This window comes from Halomonas sp. SL18_1, from assembly GCF_055755715.1.
In genome coordinates, this window is sequence record NZ_JBVTRK010000001.1 from 1,231,297 (window position 1) to 1,250,382 (window position 19,086).

A 19,086-nucleotide genomic window follows, 5' to 3' on the forward strand; every position below is an offset into this window, starting at 1 on the left:
AGGCGGCCCGTGGGCCGCCTCGTGAGTCTTGCTTGGATCTTGCGCCTGTTTTGCGGGGCTATGCTATACGGCCCTGGGCTCGCTCATCAGGCCCTTGACGATGGCATAGCAGGCCACCAGCAGCACCAGAGTGAAGGGCAGGCCGGTGGTGATCACCGCCGTCTGCAGGGCCGTCAGGCCGCCGCCCAGCAGCAGGGCGATGGCGATGGCCCCCTCGATGATCGCCCAGAAGAGCCGCTGGGGCTTGGGCGCATCGATCTTGCCGCCGGCGGTGATGGAGTCGATCACCAGCGAGCCGGAATCCGACGAGGTGATAAAGAACACCATCACCAGCACGATGGCGATGAAGGAGGTGATCTCGGTCAGCGGGAGACCGCCCAGCATGATGAACAGCGCATCGACGTCGCCCTCGAAGTTGCCCGCCAGGAACTGCTGGATGCCGGCGGTACCGAAGGAGGTCATCCACAGCACCGACACCAGCGACGGCACCAGCAGCACGGCGACCAGGAATTCACGCACGGTGCGGCCGCGGCTGACCCGGGCGATGAACATGCCGACAAAGGGCGACCAGGAGATCCACCAGGCCCAGTAGAAGGCCGTCCAGCCCTGGCTGAAGTTGGCGTCCTCACGACCGAAGGGCATGGAGAGGCCCGGCAGGTTGGTGAGGTAGGCCAGCAGGTTCTGGAAGAAGCCGGTGGCGATCATCAGCGTCGGGCCGACCAGGATCACGAATATCAGCAGCAGGAAGGCCAGCCCCATGTTGAGCTTGGAGAGCTGCTGAACCCCCTTGTCGACCCCCAGCGTAATGGAGCCCATGGCGACCACGGTAATACCCATGATCAACAGCACCATGGTGGCATTGGCGTCGGGAATGCCGAACAGGCTATTGAGGCCGCTGGTAGCCTGCTGAGCGCCGAGCCCCAGGGAAGTGGCCAGGCCGAATAGGGTGGCGAACACCGCCAGGATGTCGATCACATGGCCCGGCCAGCCCCAGACGCGCTCACCCAGGATGGGATAGAAGACCGAGCGCATGGTCAGCGGCAGGCCCTTGTTGAAGGAAAACAGCGCTAGCGCCAGCGCCACCACCGCATAGATTGCCCAGGGATGCAGCCCCCAGTGGAAGATGGTGGACGCCATGCCCAGGGCAATGGCCGCCTGCTCGTTGCCTTCGGCAGCGCCCAGCGGCGCCCAGTCCGTACGTGCGCCATTCTCGGTGGCGATCCCCCCCAGCGCCGACTGGAAGTGGTCCATGGGCTCGGAAACCCCGAAATACATCAGGCCGATGCCCATCCCCGCGGCGAACAGCATGGAGAACCAGCCGAGATAGCTGAAATCCGGCTTGGCCTCGGCCCCCCCGATGCGCACCTTCCCCAGGGGGGTGAAGATCAGCACGATGGAGAGAATCACGAAAATATTGGCGGCCAGCAGGAAGAACCAGGCCATGTTGACCGTCAGAAAACTGAAGCCGACATTGAAGATGGGCTCGATCTGATCCTGCAGCGCCAGGGCGATGATCACGAAGAACAGGATCACTATCGATGAGACAGTGAACACCTTGCCGTGCAGGTCGAGGTTGATCCCAAGGGGACTGGCCGTGATGTTGTCCTGACCGATCACGTAGTCGGTATCGATTAGATCGGCGGGCCCTTCCGGGGCCGGTATCCCTTCCGAAGGCTTGTTGGCCTCTGGGGTGCTGTCGTCGTCAGGATGCTTGTCCACTTGACGTTCTCCCTTTGCTTGACATCTGAATTATTGGCGGTTAGCGATGTGGCTCAGTCTGCCTTGGGTCTGACCAGAAACACCGAGACGTCGGTGTGAGTGGCGATCTTGCCCCCGTGGGAAGTCATGATGACATCCAGGTGCTTCGGAGGATGTGTTGGCATGACCACCAGGTCGGCGCCCACCTTGTCGATGGCTTTTAGCAGCAGGTCGTCCAGATTGGCCACCGGGTCCGCGCTATGCACGGTATGCGTGCTGACCGGCTGGCCGTGTACCTGGGCCCGCTTTTGGGCGAAGGCGTCCAGCTTCTGCTGAAACTCCTCCGGGCTTCGAGCCACGCTGCTGGGGCTGCTGGAGGTCACACCCACGTAGCAGACCTCGGCATCATAGTGGCGGGCCAAGTCGGCGACCGCCTCCAGGGATGGCTCGATGACGTCGATATGTGCCAAGTCGATCGGCACCATGATCTTGCGGTACATACCCTACTCCTCCTTTCGCTGCGGAGCGACCAGCGGGTCGCTCAGGGGATCGCGGCAGTATCCTGTGCGGCTGCCCCTTTGAGTGTGGCGGTTTTGTCGAACACCGCCAGTGCCGCGGGCCTCCTGCTGTCAACGGGGCTGGTGATCGCTATCGCCACCTGTCGCCGATCGCCGACGCATTGTACATGATCAAACACCTTGATTCCGAATGGGTTTAAACGCCTGTTTTTCATCCTGTCTGGGATAGGGAGATCGCGGCAGGGCAGGGGAGCCTGCTGTGACAGCCCTGACCCATGTGTCATTTTTCACCAGCGCCCTGGGGCTGAGTGTGCGTTGCTAGAGCTTGTTCGTATCTTGTTAATATATTGATTTTCAATGTTTTTTTGTCTTTTTGGCGTGTGTGGCATGCCCCCTGCAATGCGCTGGGTGAACGCGAATGACTCAGGGAGACATCCAGATGAAACACACCGATCACACTCGATTCTCGCGCCGCGGTCGTCTGGCGGCACTCGCCTCCATCGCGGCCCTGGCACTGGGCACCCTGGCCCTTGCCGGCTGCGGCAACGATGACGAACTGCCACCGATGGAAGAGCCGCCCATGGAAGAGCCGGCCCAGGATCCGGGCATGGGGCAGGACCCTGCCGATGACCCCGGCATGGGGCAGGATCCCGGCATGGAGCCGGAAGAGCCCATGGGCGAGCCGATGGATGACGAGCAGGGCGGCTTCTAACGCCACCAAGCCACGGCGCCCGCGGCGCCACCCCCAACTGCATGCCGCTGTCCGGCATTGGGCGGACAGCGGCAGAGGGCAAAAGGCCCTCCACACTTCGTCGGAAAAGACGACTCCCAGGAGGTATATAGATGATGTCCAAGACGTTTCTCAAGAAGCTTGGCGTATTTGGCGTAACCGTTGGCTTGACGGCAAGTCCGCTTGCCATGGCGGGCAGCTTCCAGCAGGACGACGACTATCAGAACCCTGCCACCCAGCAGCAGGGCGCTGAGACCGCGCCGGGCGCCGACCCCGCCGCACCGGGCGCCGACCCCTCCGCGCCGGGTGCTGACCCCGCCGCACCGGGTGCCGAGACATCACCGGCCGATGAGCCCGGATTTGGCAGCGGCACCGAGCCGATGCCCGGCGAGTCGGACCCGGCCGACGATCCGGTGATGGAGTATGAAGACGAGGAGGAAGAGTGGGAGTATCCCGACGAGGATGACGAGGAGAGCGGCTGGTAAGGCGTTCCCGGCCCTGGCCTGATGGGCCAGGGCCTTCGCCCTGAAAGCCGGATCGTTGTCATGGTGCATGACTCACCTCTTGGCGCCGCCCTCCACTGACGGTCCCACCACCCTCCCTGAGCTCCTGGCGGCATAGCCCAGGAGTGCCGTCAGCCTGGACAAGGCGCCCTTGTGCCCCCGCTCCCCACGGGGGCGTTTTTTCGCCGGAACCATTGTGGTGTGCGTCGCGACGGCATGCCCGGGGATGGCTACTCCTCCTCGAGGCGCCGATAGAGCGTGCGACGGGCAATGCCCAGGATATCCGCGGTGCGCCGTTTGTTGCCGCCGGTAGCTTCCAGCACCTTCTGGATATAGCGCTTTTCGACCTCCTCCAGGCGCGGCCAGCCGCTCTGTGGCACGGTCGGGGTCAGGGCATTGCCGGCTTCCCGGTCGCTCCCGGCTCGGCGCTGCTCGGCGCCGTGCTGGCGAATGCGCTCGGGCAGGTCGCCGTGACTGAGCAGGCCGTTCTCGGCCAAGGTCACGGCGCGCATTACGGCGTTCTCCAGTTCGCGCACGTTGCCCGGGTAGGGGTAATCGAGCAGCGCCTGGAGCGCGGCGGGCTCGACGCTGTCGATCGTCTTGCCCTGGCTCTCGGCGTGCTTGTCGATCAGCGCCGAGAGCAGGCGCTCGATATCCCCGTGGCGCTCGCGCAATGGCGGTATGCGCAGCGAGAAGGTCTCCAGGCGGAAGAAGAGGTCGCTGCGAAAGCGGCCCGCCTCGATCTCCTGCTCCAGGTCGCGGTGGGTGGCAGCGATGATGCGCACGTCCACCGCCTCTTCCTTCTCGGCGCCCACCGCACGCACGGCTTTCTCCTGCAGAGCGCGCAGCAGCTTGGCTTGCAGGCCGGCGGACATCTCGCCGATCTCGTCGAGAAACAGGCTGCCGCAATGGGCGGCCTGGAACAGGCCCTGGCGGGCGTCGCTGGCGCCGGTGAAGGCGCCTTTGACATGGCCGAAGAACTCGCTCTCCATCAGCTCAGCGGGAATGCTGGCGCAGTTCACCGCCACGAAGGGCCGCCCGGCGCGGGGGCTCTCGGCATGCACGGCCCGCGCCAGCAGCTCCTTGCCGGTGCCGCTCTCCCCCAGTACCAGGATGGGGGCATCACTTCTGGCCAGCCGGGCGGCATCGTGGAACAGCGTCTGCATGGCATCGCTGCCGCCGACGATGCCATGAAAGTGGCGGGGGGCGTGGTTTGCTGGAAGCGCTCCACCAGCCGTCGGCTCTCCAGCACCCGATAGACGGCATCGCGCACGCCCTCCAGATCCAGCGGCTTGGTCAGGAAATCGTCGGCACCGATCTTCAGGGCCTCCACCGCCTGATCGATGGTGCCGAAGGCGGTGATCACGATAAAGCCCTGCCGATAGCCCTCGGCGCGCAGCTGCTCCAGCAGCTGCATGCCGCTGATCCCCGGCAGGCGCACGTCGCTGATGATCAGCGCCACCTCGCTGTGGCTCAGGGTGGCCAAGGCCTCCTCGGCGCTGCCGACGCCCAGGGTGTGGTAGCCGGCTTCCTCGAGTTCCTCCGTCAGCAGTTCGAGAATCGCCGGGTCGTCCTCGACGATCAGCAGCGGCAGTGTGAGACAGTCGTTCCCTGTCACGTGGTGAGTCCTCCGTGGGTGGTGTCATCCAGGGGCAGGCCGATCTCGAAGCCGGCCCCGCCCAGGTCGCTGTCGAAGACGCCGATGGTGCCGCCGTGATCGTTGATGATGCGGTGTACCATGGACAGCCCCAGGCCGCTGCCCTGGCCGACGGGTTTGGTGGTGAAGAAAGGGTCGAAGACCTGGGACTGGTCCGCCGGGGCGATCCCGGCGCCGTCGTCCTCCACCCACAGCGTCAGCCAGGCCTCATCCTGGCGGGCGCGAATCCGCACCCGCTGTACGTCCTCGGCCTGGGCGGCGTTGCGCAGCAGGTTGGTCAGTACCTGGATCAGCTGCTGGCCGTTGGCCAGCAGCCGCGGCATCGGTTCGGGCAGTTCCAGCACCAGGCGGATGCGGCGCTGCTCCAGGTCCTCCTCCACCAGCTCCCGGGCGGCGTCGACCAGGCTGTCCAGGGCCAGCGGCTCCTTCTCTACGTTATGGCGGCGACCGAGCTCCATGAGCTGGCGGACGATCTCGACGATACGCTCCACCTCGCCGCGGATGCGCCCGAGGCGCTGCCGTTCGTCGTCGCCGATGTTGTCGCGTCGCGCCAGCCGCTGAGCCTGGCCGTTGATCACCGTGAGCGGCGCACCGATCTCGTGGGCCACGCCGGCGGCCAGCACGCCGAGCTCCGCCAGCTTCTTCGACTTGCGCAGGCGCTGCTCGAGCTCGATCTCCTTGTGCCTTCTGGCTTCGATATCGGCATCCTTCTCGGCGAGACCGTCTAGCATGCCGTTGAGCCCGGCGGCGAGCCGCTGGTACTCCTGGGCCCCTTGACGATGGCCCGTTCGTGGCGATCGCCACTCTCGACCCGCTGCATCACCGCCAGCAGGCGCTCGAGGGGGCGCTCGATATGGCGGCGAAACCCCCACCAGATGCCCAGCACCACGCCGGCGGCGCCGATCACGAAGGCGAGCAGCGCGACCTGACTGAGAAAGCCGGTGTAGTTCTCGATGCCGGTATTGAGCCGGTTGACCTGCAGCACGCCGCGCACCTCGCCGGTGGGCGAGGTCAGCGGCTTGAGGGCCGATGAGTAGTGCCAGCCATCGTCATTGCGGTAGTCGGCCTGCATCTCGCCGGCCTCGGCCACGGCGCGAATGTCCTCGGGGCTGAACAGCGCCTGGCCCAGCCCCAGGCCGTAGACCTCCTGGCCTTGGGCGTCGAAGACATAGGCGCCGTAGATGCGATGAAAGGAGAAGGCCGAATAGAGCGACTCCTCCAGCGGTTCGGTGGTGTCGCGGGCCAGGGCGTGGCTGAGCGAGGTGCCGATCACATGGGTGATGACCTGGACCTCCCGCTCCAGGCGGGAGCGGACGTTCTCCTCCAGCGAGGTGATGGCGACCATGCTGAAGACCAGCAGCACCAGGAACAGCGGGACGATGACGGTGAGAATGATGAGGTTGCGTAGGCGCATGGCAGCCCGGGGTAGGGAGTGGAGGGCCGCTGCCGGTGGCGGGCCGCCGGCAGTGGGCTGGTTCAGTCGGCGGGCACCAGGCGGTAGAGGCTGCCCGGCGCATCGTCGTTGAGCAGGTAGAGGGCGCCGTCATGGCCCTGGCGCACGTCGCGCACCCGGCCGATATGACCGTCGAGGATCACCTCCAGATGAGCCAGCTCGCCGTCCGCCACGGTCAGGCGTATCAGCCGCTCGCTGCGCAGACCGCCGGCCAGCAGGTCGCCCTGCCAGTCGGGGAAGGTGTCGGCGGTGACCTCGGCGAGGCCGGAGGGGGCCAGGGTGCCGTCGAAAACGTGAACGGGGTCGCGCATGCCGGGCAGGGAGTCGGCGCCGATGGGCTCGCCGGTGGCATAGTCGCGGCCCAGGCTGACCTCCGGCCAGCCGTAGTTCTCGCCGGCCTGGAGATGGTTGAGCTCGTCGCCCCCCGGGGGCCATGCTCGGTGGCCCAGGCCTCGCCGTGGCGATTGACGATCATGCCCTGAATATTGCGGTTGCCGGCGGTGAACAGCTCGTCGAGGACCTCGGGGTCATCGACGAAGGGGTTGTCGTCGGGCACGCCGCCGGCTGCGGTCAGCCGCAGCACGCTGCCGGCATGATCGCCCTTGTCCTGGGCGCGAGGCGGCTCGCTGCCGCGGTCACCGATGCTCATCAGCAGGGTGCCGTCGGGCAGCCAGGCCAGGCGTGAGCCATAGTGGCGGCCGGGGCCCGAGAAGCGGTCCTGAACGAACAGCTCCTCCACGTCGGTCAGGGCGTCTCCCTCCAGGCGTGCCCGGGAGAGTGTCGTGGCAGTACCGCCGCTGCCGGCTTGGCTCCAGGTGAAATAGAGCCAGTCGTGCTCGCCGTCGCCATAGTCGGGGTGGAGCGCCACGTCGAGCAGTCCCCCTGGCCACGGTCGTTGACCTCCGGCAGGCCCTCCAGGTGGCGGACCTCGCCCGACTCCTCGATTAGCGATAGGCGCCCTGGCCGTTCGCTGACCAGGAAGCGGCCATCGGGCAGCATGGCCAGGCCCCAGGGGTGGGCCAGGTCGGTGGCCAGCCGCTCCAGGCGCAGGTCCAGGTGCTCGGTGGCGATACGCTCCTGAACCACCTCGACCGCCTGGGCACTCCCGGCGGCCAGCGCCGTGCCCAGCAGCAGAGGGGTGGAGAGTCGCTTGCGTATGGATAGCCGTTTGCGTGTGGTGTGCATCCTGTTCTCCCGGTTGGTGGCTCTCCCTACCACAGCATAGTGACTCCCGGGGCCGGCGGGTGTTCCGGAGTCGGCCGGCTACATCAGGATCGCCAGCAGGATCGGCAGGTAGAGCAGCGACAGCAGGGTGGAGCAGAACACCAGGCTGGCCACATACTCGGGCTCATGCCCGGACCGCTGGGCGAACAGATAGTTGAACACCGCCACCGGCATGCTCATCTGCAGCACCAGGATGGCGAGGGCCAGCGGCGGCAGCCCCAGCAGGGTGCCGATGCCCAGGCCAGCAGCGCCGCCACCGGGGTGCGCAGCAGGCTGAAGCCGATGCCCGACTTGAGGCTCTTGACCTGAATGCTGGCCAGGGAGACCCCCAGGGTGATCAGCATCAGCGGCACGGTGAACCCGGAGATCAGGTCGACGCTATTGTCGAGCCACAGCGGCAGCTCAGTATCGGTAAGCAGCAGCGCCAGGGCGATCAGGATGGCATAGACGGTAGGTGTGCGGGCCAGGGTGCGCCACGGATTGCCTTGGCTTGCCAGCACCGCCCCCAGGGTGAACTGAAACAGCGACACCGTGACCATCACCGTGATGCCGAAGGCGAAGCCGGCGCTGCCGAAGGCGTAGAGCACCACCGGCAGGCCCATGTTCCCGGTATTGGGATACATCATGGGAGCCAGCAGGACCCGCCAGTTGCGACGCAGCAGACGAGACATGGCGACCGTTGCCGCCGCCATGGCGGTCATCACCAGGGCGGTGGCCAGCATGGTACGGCCGAAGCTGTTGGCATCGATCTCGGCCCCGGAGAGCGAGGCCAGCACCAGCGCCGGGGTGCCGATATTGAAGACCAGCCGAGTGACGAACTCCACTGGATAGGGGTGGCCAAGGCGGATCCAGGTGAAGCCCAGGCCGGCACCGGCCAGCACGGGGGCCATCACGGCGAAGAGTTCGGCGAGCATCGGGTTTCCTCGTGGAGTCAGCGAGGCATTGTCGTGAATCGGCTCGGTGGGGTGCAAGCCCGCTGCTTGTTGCGCGGATTCGAACGGTACGTTCCAGGAGGGCGGGCTGAACAGTGAATTGTTAATCATTACTATTCGCCCTCTGGTTGTTTCGTCCTCACAGGAGCCCGTCATATGCCGCCTGCCTCGCTCGCCTTCCTCAAGTCCCGCCTGCTGGGGAGATCCTTCTCGGCGCTGGCGTTTTGCCTGGCCTTCGCCGGCACCGCCCAGGCGAACAGCGTCGAGACCGCCAACGGCTCGGTCGAGGTGCCCGCCTCCCCCGAGCGCATCGTCACCCTCTACGAGGGTGCCCTGGATGCGGCCCTGGCCGCCGGGCACCTGCCCGTGGCGGCGGTGACTACCCGCGGCGGCGACGGCGTGGCCCGCTATATCGAATCCCACCTGGAGGCGCAGCACCCCGGTGCGTCGCTGGCCATCGTCGGCGTGGTGCGGGAGATCAACCTAGAGGCGGTGCTGGCCCAGCGCCCGGATCTGATCCTGGCCGCGCCGCAGCTCAGCGCCGAGCAGTACGCCCTGCTGTCGCGTATCGCTCCCACCGTGGTGCCCAAGACCCGCCCCCTGGCGGCGGACAACTGGGAGGCCGAGGCGCGCCTTTTCGGCGAGGCCCTGGGTGAGACCGATGCCATGGAGGCGGCCATCGCCGAGGTCCAGGCGCGCAGCGCCGCCCTGGCCGAGGCGCTGGAGGCGGCCGAGGCCGGGGGTTCCGCCAACCTGATCCGCTGGATGCCCCAGGGCCCCATGGTGATGTCGGAGCGGCTCTTCGCCTCCGGGCTGATCGCGAAGGCGGGCCTGGAGCTGGGCGAGGCCGGCCTGGTGCGCGATGGCGTGGTGCACAGCGACCCCCTGAGCCTGGAGAACCTCTCGCGGCTGGACGGCGACTGGCTCTTCCTGGCCACTCTCAATGAAGAGGGCCAGGAGGCGCTGGAGGCGGCCCGCCGCTCCCCTGCCTTTGCCCGCCTGCCCGCGGTGGCCGCCGACCGGGTGGTGCCGGTGGATGGCCAGCTGTGGACCAGCGCCAACGGGCCCCTGGCGGCCCTGGCAATCCTCGACGATATCGAAGCGGCCCTGCTGCCCTGATGGCGGGAGTGGCGGCCTATGGGGCCCTGCACGGCCGGCGCTCCCTGGCCGGGATGACGGCGTTGGCCTGCGTCCTGCTGCTGCTGGCGGCGCTGGCCAGCCTGCTGCTGGGCGCCGGTGACGTGGGCCCGACGCGGGCCCTGGCCGTGCTGCTGGGGGCGGGGACGAGGAGGCGCGCTTCGTGGTGGGGTCGCTGCGCCTGCCCCGCACCCTGATCGGCATCGGGGTGGGGCTGGCGCTGGGGGTCTCCGGCGCGCTGCTCCAGGCGGTATCCCGCAATCCCCTGGCCGAGCCGGGGCTGCTCGGCGTCAGCGCCGGGGCCGCCTTCGCCGTGGGCGTGGCGCTCTGGCTGGGCGCCAGCACCGCCACCCTGCGCGTGGCCGTGGGCCAGCTCGGCGCCCTGCTCGGCTGTGCCGCCGTGCTGAGCGTGGTACGCCTGCGCGGCGTGGGCAGCGACCCGGTGCGCCTGGTGCTGGCCGGCGCGGCGCTCTCTGCGCTGCTCGCCTCGCTCACCTCGCTGCTGCTGCTCTTCGATCAGCGCAGTGCCGACGAGATCCGCTTCTGGGTGATCGGCAGTCTCTCCGGGCGGCGCCTGGAGGACCTGCTGGCGGTGCTACCGAGCCTCGCCCTGGCCCTGGGCTTGACCCTGTGGCTGGCCCGCCCCTGGCGGCGCTGGCCCTGGGCGAGCGGGTGGCCGCGGGCCTCGGCCACCATCCCGGCCGGGTGCGCCTGCTGGTGGTCCTGGCGGTGGCGCTGCTGGTGGGCGCCGCCACGGCCATCGCCGGCCCCATTGCCTTCGTGGGCCTGGTGGTGCCCTTCGCCGCCCGGGCCCTGGCGGGCCCCGACGTTCGCCGCACCCTCTGGCTCTGCCTGCCGCTGGGCCCACTGATGGTGCTCGGCGCCGACGTCACCGCCCGGCTGCTGGTCAGCCCCGCGGAGATGCCCCTGGGCGTGCTGACCGCGCTGCTCGGCGCGCCGGTGCTGGTGGCGGTGGTGCGCGCCCGCCGCCTGCCGACGCTTTAGACAAAATGGAAGAGACGATGGGGACGCCGAGCCTTTCACAAACGGGGCTGATACCGCCGGGACTGACCCCGGCAGCGGCGGGGTCCCGCCCGGCTACTGGCACCTGACCGCCGGGCGAGCCACCCTGCTGATCGAGCGCCGCGCCCTGGCGGTCAACCTGTTGCTGCTGACGCTGCTGCTGGCCGCCTCCGCCGCCTACCTTATGGTCGGCAGCATCCCGGTCAGCCTCGCGGAGCTGGCGCGGGCGCTGGCCGGCGACGGCGAGGTGGTCACCACCTTCGTAATCCACGACCTGCGCCTGCCGCGGCTGGCGGCCGCCTGGCTCACCGGCGCGGCCTTCGCCGTGGCAGGCTGCCTGATGCAGACCCTGGCCCGCAACCGCCTGGCCACCCCCGGCATCATCGGCATCGACAACGGCGCCACCGCCTTCGCCGTGGCCTCGGTGGTGGGACTCGGCGTCTCCCTGGCGCCGCCGGCCATGGCCCTCACCGGCGCGGCCACCGCCGCGGCGATCACCTTCGGCCTGGCCAGCGGCGGCGATACCCGCGGCTACCGTTTCATCGTGGCCGGCATCGGCATCGGCGCAGTGTTCGGCGCCATCACCCAGCTGCTGCTGGCCCGGGTGCCCATCGACACCGCCAATGCCGCCTACCCCTGGACGGTGGGCACCCTCAACGCCCGGCCGGGCAGCGCGGTTACCGTGCTCGCCCTGGGCCTGGCAGTGGGCCTGCCGCTGGCCCTGGCCCTGGGCCGCTCGCTCTCGCTGATGCGTTTCTCCGACGCCGTGGCCGCCGGGCTCGGCGTCAGGCTGCGCCGCCGCCGCGCGCAGGTGCTCTCACTCTCGGTACTGTTGACGGCGCTGGCCGTGGCGGTGGCCGGCCCGGTGGGCATGGTGGGGCTGATCGGCCCGGAGATCGCCCGCTCGCTGTCGTCGTCCCGGGGCGTGCCCCTGGCCGCCTCGGCGCTGGCCGGCGCCCTGGTGATGGTGCTGGCCGACCTGGCCGGCCGCGTGCTGCTGGCCCCCATCGAGCTGCCGGTGGGCATCGTCACCGCCATCGTCGGCGGCCCCTGGCTGCTGTGGATCCTGCTGCGACCCGCCTCGAGGAGGCTCACATGAACGTGCGAACCCCGCCGCCGCAGCGCCTTGAAGCCGAGGCGCTGCGTCTCGCCCACGGCCGCACCCCGGTGATCGAGGGCCTGGATCTCGCCCTGCCGCCGGGCCGGGTGACCGCCATCGTCGGGCCCAACGGCTGCGGCAAGTCGACCCTGCTGGCCGGCCTGGCCCGGCTGCACGCCCCCGCAGGGGGCGCGGTTCTCCTCGATGGCGGCGATATCCGCAAGCTGCCGGCCCGGGAGCTGGCCCGGCGCCTGGCGCTGCTGCCCCAGGAGGCCAGCGCGCCGGAGGGGCTCACCGTTCGCGACCTGATCCGCTTCGGCCGCCAGCCCCACCAGGGCTGGCTCAGCCAGTGGTCGGCGGACGACCAGCGGGCGGTGGAGGAGGCGCTGGCCGCGGCGGGGCTCCAGGCCCTGGCCGAGCGCCCCATGGAGGCGCTCTCCGGCGGCCAGCGCCAGCGTGCCTGGATCGCCATGACCATCGCCCAGCAGACCCCGCTGCTGCTGCTCGACGAGCCCACCTCGGCGCTGGACCTGGGCCACCAGCTGGAGGTCTTCGAGCTGGTGCGCCGCCTGGCTGGCGCCGGCCGCACCCTGGCCCTGGTGCTCCACGACCTGGCCAGCGCCTGCCGCTACGCCGACCACCTGGTGGCCATGCGCGACGGGCGTATCGTGGCCCAGGGCGCCCCGTCGGAGGTGGTCACCGAGGCGCTGGTGCGCGAGCTCTACGACGTCGCCTGCACCCTGCTTCACGACCCGGTCACCGGCACCCCTATCCTCACCGACCTGCGGCGGCTGCGCTCCCCTGAGTGAATGCCGGAGGCATTGGTGGGGCAGGGCCGCCGTCGGCTATCCTGTGCGCGTCAATCACAAGGACACCCCATGACCCACACCGCTGCCCCCAACAGCTTCCAGGCGCTGGTGCGCCTGCTGCGCTACGCCCGCGGCTACCGCCGGCGCATCATCGCCGCCACCAGCTGCTCGATCATCAACAAGATCTTCGATATCGCCCCGGAGATCCTGATCGGCGTGGCCATCGACGTAGTGGTCAACCAGGAGCGCAGCTTCGTGGCGCGCCTCGGCTTCACCACGCCCCAGGAGCAGATATTCGTTCTGGCGATCCTGACCTTCTTTATCTGGGCCGGCGAATCGATCTTCGAGTACCTCTACAAGATCCTGTGGCGCAACCTCGCCCAGCGCCTCCAGGCCGACATGCGCCTGGACACCTACGAGCACGCCCAGCGGCTCGACATGGCCTACTTCGAGTCGAAGAGCTCGGGGCAGCTAGTCGCCACCATGAACGACGACGTCAACCAGCTGGAGCGCTTCCTCGACGGCGGCGCCAACTCGCTGATCCAGGTGGGCGTCACCGTGGTGGCGGTGGGGGCGGTCTTCTTCATCATCTCGCCCTTGATCGCGCTGCTCGCCTTCACGCCGATTCCGCTGATCGTCTGGGGCGCCTTCTTCTTCCAGCGCAAGGCCGGCCCGCTCTACGCCGACGTGCGCGAGAAGGTGGGCGACCTCTCCAGCCGCCTGGCCAACAACCTGGCGGGCATCGCCACCATCAAGAGCTTCACCAGCGAGGCCCGGGAGGCGGCGCGGCTGCGCGAGGTGAGCGAGGCCTACGTGGAGGCCAACCGCCGCGCGATCCGGGTCAGCTCGGCCTTCATCCCGGTGATCCGCATGGCGATCCTGGCCGGCTTCCTGGCCACCTTCACCGTGGGCGGCATGCTCGCCCTGCGCGGCGACCTCAACGTGGGCGCCTACGGCGTGCTGGTGTTCCTCACCCAGCGCCTGCTCTGGCCGCTGACGGGCCTGGCCGAGGTGATCGACCTGTTCGAGCGCGCCATGGCCAGCACCCGGCGCATCCTCGACCTGCTGGCGGTGCCCATCACCGTGCGCGACAACGCCACCACGCCGCTGGCCGAGCCCCTGCGCGGCGAGGTGAGCTTCGAGGGAATGAGCTTTCGCTATGCGGCAAGCGAGGTGGGGGTGGAGAACGTCAGCCTCCGTGTGCCCGCCGGTAATACGCTGGCCCTGGTGGGCGCCACCGGCTCCGGCAAGTCGACCCTGATCAAGCTGCTGCTGCGCTTCTACGACCCCAGCGCCGGGCGGGTGCGGATCGACGGCCAGCCCATCGACCAGGTGAGCCTCGCCTCGTTGCGCGGCGCCATTGGCCTGGTGAGCCAGGACGTCTACCTGTTCGAGGGCTCGATTCGCGACAATATCGCCTACGGCAAGCCGGATGCCGCGGAAGTCGAGATCATCGAGGCGGCCCGCACCGCCGAGGCCTGGGACTTTATCCAGGCGCTGCCCCAGGGGCTCGACACCCCGGTGGGGGAGCGGGGCATTCGCCTCTCCGGCGGCCAGCGCCAGCGGCTCTCGCTTGCCCGGGCGCTACTCGAGGACCCGCCCATCTTGGTCCTGGACGAGGCCACCAGCGCCGTGGACAACGAGACAGAGGCCGCCATCCAGCGCTCCCTGCGCAAGATCGCCCACGGCCGCACCGTGATCATGATCGCCCACCGTCTCTCCACCATCGTTCATGCAGACGAGATCGTGGTGATCGAGGGCGGCCGGGTGGTGGAGCGCGGTACCCATGCGCAGCTGCTCGAGGCCGACGGCCGCTACGCCGCCCAGTGGCGGGTGCAGACCGGGGCGCTGATGGCGGATACCGCCCTGGGTGACGCCACCCGTGCGTGAGGCGCTGGATCGCCACCAGGTGTGGGGCTACCTGGTGGCACTCCTGGCGGGGCTCGGCCTGGGGATGACCCGCCCCGAGGCGGCCGGGGCGCTGGAGGGCGCGCTCTGGCCGCTGCTCGGCCTGCTGCTCTACGCCACCTTTACCCAGGTACCGCTGGGCCGGCTCGGCCTGGCGGCGCGGGACTGGCGCTTCGGCGCGGCCCTGCTGGCCGGCAACTTCCTGATCCTGCCCCTGGCGGTGGGGGCGCTGGTGCTCCTGCTGCCCCTGGCGCCCGCCGTCTGGTGGCGGGGCTCGGCTGGCTGCCTGTGCCGCTGCTCGCCGCGGTGCTGTTCAGCATCGCCGCTACCCAAGTGGGCAGCGTGACGACCCTGGGCGGTGTGCTGCTGCAGGTGCTGCCGATCTTCGTGGCCTACCTGGCGCTGGCGGCCCTGCTGGGTCGGACGCTGGGGCGCGCATTCGCCCTGGCGCCCCCGGCGGCCAGGACGCTCACCTTCAGCTTCGCCACCCGCAACTCCTTCGTGGTGCTGCCCATCGCCCTGGCGCTGCCCGAGGCCTGGCAGGCGGCGGTGGTGGTGATCGTCTTCCAATCGCTGGTGGAACTCTTCGGCATGGTGGCCTTCCTGCGCCTCGTGCCGGGCCGGCTGATTCCCGACCGATAGGTCGGCGATACCCGCGAGGAAGATGTCTGCGCGGCCATGCCCGGCGCGTGAGAGGCGAGCGCCGTGCCTATCGGCGGCCGGGGCCCCTGGAGTAGGCGTCGCCCAGCAGTGAGGCCACCAGCTCGCGGCCAATCAGGCCATGCACCCGGCCACCCCTCAGGGGCAGGCCGGTAGCGCCAAGCAGCTGCCGTCCGTGAACCTCGAAGGTGGCAGTGTGGTTCTCGAACATGCGGTGTTTCCTATGTGTTGATCAGAATGCGATGTGGAAAGAGGCGGTAACGCTGCGTTCGGCGCCGAAGTAGCAGAAGTTCAGGTCGTAGCAGGAGGCCACGTACGTCTCGTCGAGCAGGTTGCTGACGTTGAGGCGCGCGCTCATGCCGTCGAGGCCCAGGCGCTCCAGGTCATAGCCCAGGGTGGCGTCGACCAGGGTGGTGTCCGGCACCCTCTGGGTGTTGGCGTCGTCGGCGTAGATATCGGCGTGATGGCGCACGCCGAGTCCTGCATCCAGGCCGGCCAGGGCGCCGGACTGGGCGGTAGTAGCGGCCCCAGACCGCGAGCTGATGGCGCGGCACCTGGTTGCTGCGATTGCCCTGGGTGGCGTCGCCGGTCTTCTCCAGGGTCACGTCGGTGTAGCCGTAGGCGGCCTGCAGCGAGAGGGCCTCGGTCAACTGGTGGTGCGCCTCCAGTTCGACGCCGCGGGACTGGATCTCGCCGGTGGCCCGATAGAAGGTCTCGTTGGGCCGCTTGGCGGAGACGTTCTCCTGGGTGATATCGAAGAGGGCGAGGCTGTAGCGGTGGCGCGTCCCCGGGGGCTGGTACTTCAGGCCCAGTTCCCACTGTTCGCCCTCGGTGGGGGCCAGCAGGTCGCCGTCCTGGTCGGTGGTGCTGTTGGGACTGAAGGAGGTGGAGTAGCTGGCATAGGGGGCCAGGCCGTTGTCGAATGCATAGAGCAGGCCGGCGCGGCCGCTGACCTGGGTGTCATCCAGCACGCTTTGGGTGCCGCTCACCGGGTCGCTGTTGGTGATATCCACCCAGTCGTGGCGCAGGCCGAGGTTGGCCCGCCAGTTGCCGAAGGCCAGCTGATCCTGGAGGTAGAGGCCGGTCTGCTCCAGCTCGCGGCGCTGACGTACCTCCGGGAACATCATGCTGGGTCCGGTGCCGTACTGGGGATCGAAGGCGTCGATGGCGGGGAAGGCCCCGGAGGTCCAGGTGACGTCGTTGTTGCGCCGCTGATGGTCCAGGCCCAGCAGCAGGGTGTGATCCACGCCGCCGGTGGCCAGGCGCGCCTCCAGCTGGTTATCCACGGTCAGGGCATCGAGGGACTCGTCGCCGCCGGAGAAGTAGCGGTTGAGCTCGGTGGGCGAGGCCCAGCCGTAGGCGTAGACCTGGGCCAGCTCCACCTCGGTCTCGGTATAGCGCAGCCGCTGGCGGGCGCTCAGGCCGTCATGGAAGCGATGCTCGAACTCGTAGCCGACCATGAGCTGGTCGCGTTCGAATGTCTCGAAGGCCTCCTCGCCCTCGAAGAAGGTGTTGGCGATGCGGCGGCCGTTACGGTCCACCACCGTGCCCTCGAAGGGCAGGCCGGCATGGTAGCCGCCCTCCGGGTCGCGCTGCAGGTAGGCGTGGAGGGTCAGGCTGGTGGCGTCGCTGATGTCCCAGATGAGCTGGGGGGCGATGGCGTAGCGCCGCTCCTCCACCGGGCCGAACTGGGTATCGGCGGCCCGGGCCAGGCCGGTGAGGCGGAAGGCCAGGCGGCGCTCGGCGTCCAGCGGGCCGGTGAGGTCGAAGGCGGCACTGCGTTGAGCATTGTTGCCCAGGCGCAGGCGCAGCTCGCCGCCGGACTCGAACTCCGGGCGGCGGCTGGTCTGGGCCACCAGGCCCCCCGGGGAGGCGCGGCCATAGAGCACCGAGGCCGGCCCCTTGACCACTTCGATACGCTCCAGGAACCAGGGATCGATCACCAGCGAACTGAAGGAGCCGCCGTCGCTCATCACCTTGAGGCCATCGAGGAAGGTGTTGTTGATGCTGCCGTCGGCGAAGCCGCGCAGTACCAGGTAGTCGTAGCGGTTGGAGGCGCCGATCTGGTTGGTGAAGACGCCGGGGTATAGTCGGCGGCGCGCTGGACGCTCTCGGCGCCGCGGGTCTCCCAGTCCTCCCGCTCGACCACCGAGATCGCCTGGGCGTCTCGATAAAGGGCGTCTCGGTCTTGGTGGCGGCGCTGGCGGTGACCGTCAGGGTCTCCAGGGCCTCGTCGGCCAGCAGTGGCGTGGAGAGCGGGGCGGAGGCCAGGGCGATGGCGAGGGTCAGGCGATGCAAGCGGGGCATGGATCACACTCGGAGGGTTGCTGTGAAAGTGAGAATTGTTCCACTTATTCGCCCCGGCGAGTTATGCGCGCCGCGCAAGGGGTTATGGGCGGGCCCCAGCCTGCCTTAGTGGCGGGAACTCGCCAGGCTCCCCGGCGAGACGCCATAGGTGCGGCGGAAGGCGGTGATGAAGTTGCTGGCGTGGCGATAGCCGCTCAGGTGGGCGGCCTGCTGGACGCTATGCCCGCCGAGCAGCAGCTCCCGGGCCCGGGCCAGGCGCCGGCGGCGCAGGTAGTCGATGGGCGAGCAGCCGTAGGCGGCCCGGAAGCGGCGTGCCAGGGTGCTGGGGCTCATGGCGGCCAGGCTCGCCAGGGCCGCCAGGTCATGTTCCCGCTCGGGATGCTCCTCGAGCAGGCGACGGACCGCCTCCAGGCGCCTGGCCGGGGTCGTCGCGGTGGCCGTGGCCGGGAGGCGTTCCGGAGCGGGGGCGTGAGCCCCTGGGCCAGCAGCTGCAGCGCCAGCCCCTGCAGGAAGAGACGGCGCGACTGGCCGGAGAGGCCGCTGCGATAGCCCTGCTCCAGGGTCAGGGCCAGGGCATTGGGCAGCGGCCAGGCGTATGGGGCCGCCGCGGGCAGCGAGTCGCACCACTGGCCCAGGGCCTCATCGCTCAAAGCCAGGCTGAGGGTGCGCAGGCGCTGGCCGGCGGGCTGGTGGGCACCGAGCACCTGGCGGTCGTCGAGGCGCAGGGTGTAGGCCTCGCCGGCGGTGAGCCAGCGCTCCCTGCCCGCCAGCCCCAGGCGCACGCGCCCCTCCATCACCGCCACGATCAGCAGCGCCGCCTGGCCCCGGGAGCGGGAGGCATAGGGTTGGACCACCTCCAGGTCGGAGAGCACCAGCTCGGCCCCCGCCGTCAGCGCGACCTCTTCCACCCGGCCCTGGGCGATGGGCAGCCGGGCGGCGCGCGCCGGCTGGCTCGGCGCCGCCGGGAAGCGGTAGTCGATCTGGTAGCGGCGACCGTAGCCGAGGAAGTCGGCGACGGTGTGGCGGCGGGTCGGAAACATGTCCTGTCACCTCGCCTATGGCGTGGACCGGCGACAGCTCAGCGGGCAGTTGCCGCAGTAGCCGAGCTCGGGAATCAGGTAGCGGATGCAGCACAGGCGCCGGCGCCGTTCGGGCTCGCCCCGGCGGCGTCGGCCAGGTAGCGCACCGGCTGAAAGAGCGGATTGCGGCGCCCGTCCGGCAGCTTTCGGTCCGGCATGCCGAGGGGGGCCGCCAGGGGAGTGATCGCTGGCGGGGCAAGGTGCTGCAGGGGGCCGATGTAGAGCTTGGCCAGGGAGGAGGGCATGGCGAGACCACCGGATTTGCGGAAAGCCTCATTATACAAGCAATAATCATTATCAAAAATGCCGGTGTGCGCCATGCCAGGCACGGTATCGGTTCGCCGCGGCG

At 69.1% G+C, this 19,086-nt stretch carries 20 protein-coding genes and 4 pseudogenes; 9 read left to right on the top strand and 15 right to left on the bottom strand.

Translation table 11 applies throughout. The features are described from left to right. Positions 1 to 63: 63 nt before the first annotated feature. Together ACSJDS_RS06220 and ACSJDS_RS06225 are read right to left on the bottom strand one after the other, a co-directional pair. Positions 64 to 1,719, bottom strand: coding sequence for a BCCT family transporter (locus ACSJDS_RS06220; protein WP_473032507.1), 1,656 nt, complete (start codon positions 1,717 to 1,719; stop codon positions 64 to 66). Between the two features lie 53 nt (positions 1,720 to 1,772). Beyond that, positions 1,773 to 2,198: a universal stress protein gene (locus ACSJDS_RS06225; RefSeq protein ID WP_473032508.1), complete on the bottom strand. Its 426-nt coding sequence runs from the start codon at positions 2,196 to 2,198 to the stop codon at positions 1,773 to 1,775. Between the two features lie 457 nt (positions 2,199 to 2,655). On the opposite strand from ACSJDS_RS06225, the gene ACSJDS_RS06230 reads away from it, so the two are divergent. Continuing rightward, complete coding sequence (locus tag ACSJDS_RS06230; protein WP_473032509.1) at positions 2,656 to 2,928, top strand: hypothetical protein; 273 nt, start codon at positions 2,656 to 2,658, stop codon at positions 2,926 to 2,928. A 131-nt stretch (positions 2,929 to 3,059) separates the two neighbouring features. Continuing rightward, a complete protein-coding gene (locus ACSJDS_RS06235) occupies positions 3,060 to 3,431 on the top strand; it encodes a hypothetical protein (RefSeq protein WP_473032510.1) in 372 nt (123 codons plus the stop codon). A 248-nt stretch (positions 3,432 to 3,679) separates the two neighbouring features. On the opposite strand, the pseudogene ACSJDS_RS06240 reads toward ACSJDS_RS06235, so the two are convergent. From ACSJDS_RS06240 to ACSJDS_RS06260, 5 genes and pseudogenes are all read right to left on the bottom strand, one after another. Continuing rightward, positions 3,680 to 5,067 (bottom strand): annotated as a pseudogene (locus ACSJDS_RS06240) (sigma-54-dependent transcriptional regulator). Further along, on the bottom strand, positions 5,064 to 5,837 hold the full coding sequence (locus ACSJDS_RS06245; protein ID WP_473032511.1) for a sensor histidine kinase: 774 nt from the start codon (positions 5,835 to 5,837) through the stop codon (positions 5,064 to 5,066). Before ACSJDS_RS06245 ends, ACSJDS_RS06240 begins: the two are co-directional and overlap by 4 nt. After that, positions 5,831 to 6,520, bottom strand: a complete 690-nt coding sequence (locus ACSJDS_RS06250; RefSeq protein WP_473032512.1) for a methyl-accepting chemotaxis protein — start codon at positions 6,518 to 6,520, stop codon at positions 5,831 to 5,833. Before ACSJDS_RS06250 ends, ACSJDS_RS06245 begins: the two co-directional genes overlap by 7 nt. Positions 6,521 to 6,582: 62 nt before the next feature. Beyond that, positions 6,583 to 7,744 (bottom strand): annotated as a pseudogene (locus ACSJDS_RS06255) (PQQ-dependent sugar dehydrogenase). A gap of 78 nt (positions 7,745 to 7,822) precedes the next feature. Beyond that, a pseudogene (locus ACSJDS_RS06260) lies at positions 7,823 to 8,697 on the bottom strand (AEC family transporter). A gap of 174 nt (positions 8,698 to 8,871) precedes the next feature. Between ACSJDS_RS06260 and ACSJDS_RS06265 the strand changes: the two are divergent. The 7 genes and pseudogenes from ACSJDS_RS06265 to ACSJDS_RS06295 all read left to right on the top strand — a co-directional run bounded on the left by ACSJDS_RS06265 (position 8,872) and on the right by ACSJDS_RS06295 (position 15,333). Beyond that, complete coding sequence (locus tag ACSJDS_RS06265) at positions 8,872 to 9,834, top strand: ABC transporter substrate-binding protein (protein WP_473032513.1); 963 nt, start codon at positions 8,872 to 8,874, stop codon at positions 9,832 to 9,834. Positions 9,835 to 9,887: 53 nt separating this feature from the next. After that, a pseudogene (locus ACSJDS_RS06270) lies at positions 9,888 to 10,857 on the top strand (FecCD family ABC transporter permease). Between the two features lie 160 nt (positions 10,858 to 11,017). After that, entirely contained in the window at positions 11,018 to 11,974 is a 957-nt protein-coding gene (locus tag ACSJDS_RS06275; RefSeq protein ID WP_473032514.1) for a FecCD family ABC transporter permease, read from the top strand. Further along, entirely contained in the window at positions 11,971 to 12,783 is an 813-nt protein-coding gene (locus ACSJDS_RS06280) for an ABC transporter ATP-binding protein (protein ID WP_473032515.1), read from the top strand. Before ACSJDS_RS06275 ends, ACSJDS_RS06280 begins: the two co-directional genes overlap by 4 nt. A gap of 69 nt (positions 12,784 to 12,852) precedes the next feature. Next, a complete protein-coding gene (locus ACSJDS_RS06285; protein WP_473032516.1) occupies positions 12,853 to 14,673 on the top strand; it encodes an ABC transporter ATP-binding protein in 1,821 nt (606 codons plus the stop codon). Next, on the top strand, positions 14,654 to 15,037 hold the full coding sequence (locus ACSJDS_RS06290; RefSeq protein WP_473032517.1) for a hypothetical protein: 384 nt from the start codon (positions 14,654 to 14,656) through the stop codon (positions 15,035 to 15,037). The genes ACSJDS_RS06285 and ACSJDS_RS06290 overlap by 20 nt, the downstream gene beginning before the upstream one ends. Then, a complete protein-coding gene (locus ACSJDS_RS06295) occupies positions 15,034 to 15,333 on the top strand; it encodes a hypothetical protein (RefSeq protein ID WP_473032518.1) in 300 nt (99 codons plus the stop codon). The genes ACSJDS_RS06290 and ACSJDS_RS06295 overlap by 4 nt, the downstream gene beginning before the upstream one ends. Before the next feature lie 67 nt (positions 15,334 to 15,400). Here the strand turns inward: ACSJDS_RS06295 and ACSJDS_RS06300 are convergent, their stop codons facing one another. From ACSJDS_RS06300 to ACSJDS_RS06335, 8 genes are all read right to left on the bottom strand, one after another. Continuing rightward, positions 15,401 to 15,562, bottom strand: coding sequence for a hypothetical protein (locus tag ACSJDS_RS06300; protein WP_473032519.1), 162 nt, complete (start codon positions 15,560 to 15,562; stop codon positions 15,401 to 15,403). A 21-nt stretch (positions 15,563 to 15,583) separates the two neighbouring features. After that, a complete protein-coding gene (locus ACSJDS_RS06305) occupies positions 15,584 to 15,823 on the bottom strand; it encodes a hypothetical protein (RefSeq protein WP_473032520.1) in 240 nt (79 codons plus the stop codon). Beyond that, a complete protein-coding gene (locus tag ACSJDS_RS06310; RefSeq protein WP_473034983.1) occupies positions 15,735 to 17,387 on the bottom strand; it encodes a TonB-dependent siderophore receptor in 1,653 nt (550 codons plus the stop codon). Before ACSJDS_RS06310 ends, ACSJDS_RS06305 begins: the two co-directional genes overlap by 89 nt. After that, positions 17,324 to 17,500 carry a hypothetical protein gene (locus ACSJDS_RS06315; RefSeq protein WP_473032521.1) on the bottom strand — a complete coding sequence of 59 codons (177 nt, stop codon included), beginning with the start codon at positions 17,498 to 17,500 and terminating at the stop codon, positions 17,324 to 17,326. Before ACSJDS_RS06315 ends, ACSJDS_RS06310 begins: the two co-directional genes overlap by 64 nt. A gap of 263 nt (positions 17,501 to 17,763) precedes the next feature. After that, on the bottom strand, positions 17,764 to 17,991 hold the full coding sequence (locus tag ACSJDS_RS06320; protein WP_473032522.1) for a helix-turn-helix domain-containing protein: 228 nt from the start codon (positions 17,989 to 17,991) through the stop codon (positions 17,764 to 17,766). Further along, complete coding sequence (locus ACSJDS_RS06325; protein WP_473032523.1) at positions 17,988 to 18,698, bottom strand: hypothetical protein; 711 nt, start codon at positions 18,696 to 18,698, stop codon at positions 17,988 to 17,990. The genes ACSJDS_RS06320 and ACSJDS_RS06325 overlap by 4 nt, the downstream gene beginning before the upstream one ends. A gap of 15 nt (positions 18,699 to 18,713) precedes the next feature. Continuing rightward, the gene (locus ACSJDS_RS06330; protein WP_473034984.1) at positions 18,714 to 18,794 is read right to left on the bottom strand and encodes a (2Fe-2S)-binding protein; all 81 of its coding nucleotides are present in this window, start codon (positions 18,792 to 18,794) and stop codon (positions 18,714 to 18,716) included. Continuing rightward, on the bottom strand, positions 18,773 to 18,982 hold the full coding sequence (locus tag ACSJDS_RS06335) for a hypothetical protein (RefSeq protein ID WP_473032524.1): 210 nt from the start codon (positions 18,980 to 18,982) through the stop codon (positions 18,773 to 18,775). The genes ACSJDS_RS06330 and ACSJDS_RS06335 overlap by 22 nt, the downstream gene beginning before the upstream one ends. Between the last annotated feature and the right edge of the window lie 104 nt (positions 18,983 to 19,086).

Excerpts from the sequence above, each read along its gene's own strand:
- ACSJDS_RS06250 (WP_473032512.1), bottom strand. The coding sequence starts at position 6,520 with ATGCGCCTACGCAACCTCATCATTCTCACCGTCATCGTCCCGCTGTTC.
- ACSJDS_RS06265 (WP_473032513.1), top strand. The coding sequence starts at position 8,872 with ATGCCGCCTGCCTCGCTCGCCTTCCTCAAGTCCCGCCTGCTGGGGAGA.
- ACSJDS_RS06225 (WP_473032508.1), bottom strand. The coding sequence starts at position 2,198 with ATGTACCGCAAGATCATGGTGCCGATCGACTTGGCACATATCGACGTC.
- ACSJDS_RS06285 (WP_473032516.1), top strand. The coding sequence starts at position 12,853 with ATGACCCACACCGCTGCCCCCAACAGCTTCCAGGCGCTGGTGCGCCTG.
- ACSJDS_RS06300 (WP_473032519.1), bottom strand. The coding sequence starts at position 15,562 with ATGTTCGAGAACCACACTGCCACCTTCGAGGTTCACGGACGGCAGCTG.
- ACSJDS_RS06280 (WP_473032515.1), top strand. The coding sequence starts at position 11,971 with ATGAACGTGCGAACCCCGCCGCCGCAGCGCCTTGAAGCCGAGGCGCTG.
- ACSJDS_RS06235 (WP_473032510.1), top strand. The coding sequence starts at position 3,060 with ATGATGTCCAAGACGTTTCTCAAGAAGCTTGGCGTATTTGGCGTAACC.
- ACSJDS_RS06325 (WP_473032523.1), bottom strand. The coding sequence starts at position 18,698 with ATGTTTCCGACCCGCCGCCACACCGTCGCCGACTTCCTCGGCTACGGT.
- ACSJDS_RS06245 (WP_473032511.1), bottom strand. The coding sequence starts at position 5,837 with ATGCTAGACGGTCTCGCCGAGAAGGATGCCGATATCGAAGCCAGAAGG.
- ACSJDS_RS06230 (WP_473032509.1), top strand. The coding sequence starts at position 2,656 with ATGAAACACACCGATCACACTCGATTCTCGCGCCGCGGTCGTCTGGCG.
- ACSJDS_RS06335 (WP_473032524.1), bottom strand. The coding sequence starts at position 18,982 with ATGCCCTCCTCCCTGGCCAAGCTCTACATCGGCCCCCTGCAGCACCTT.
- ACSJDS_RS06320 (WP_473032522.1), bottom strand. The coding sequence starts at position 17,991 with ATGAGCCCCAGCACCCTGGCACGCCGCTTCCGGGCCGCCTACGGCTGC.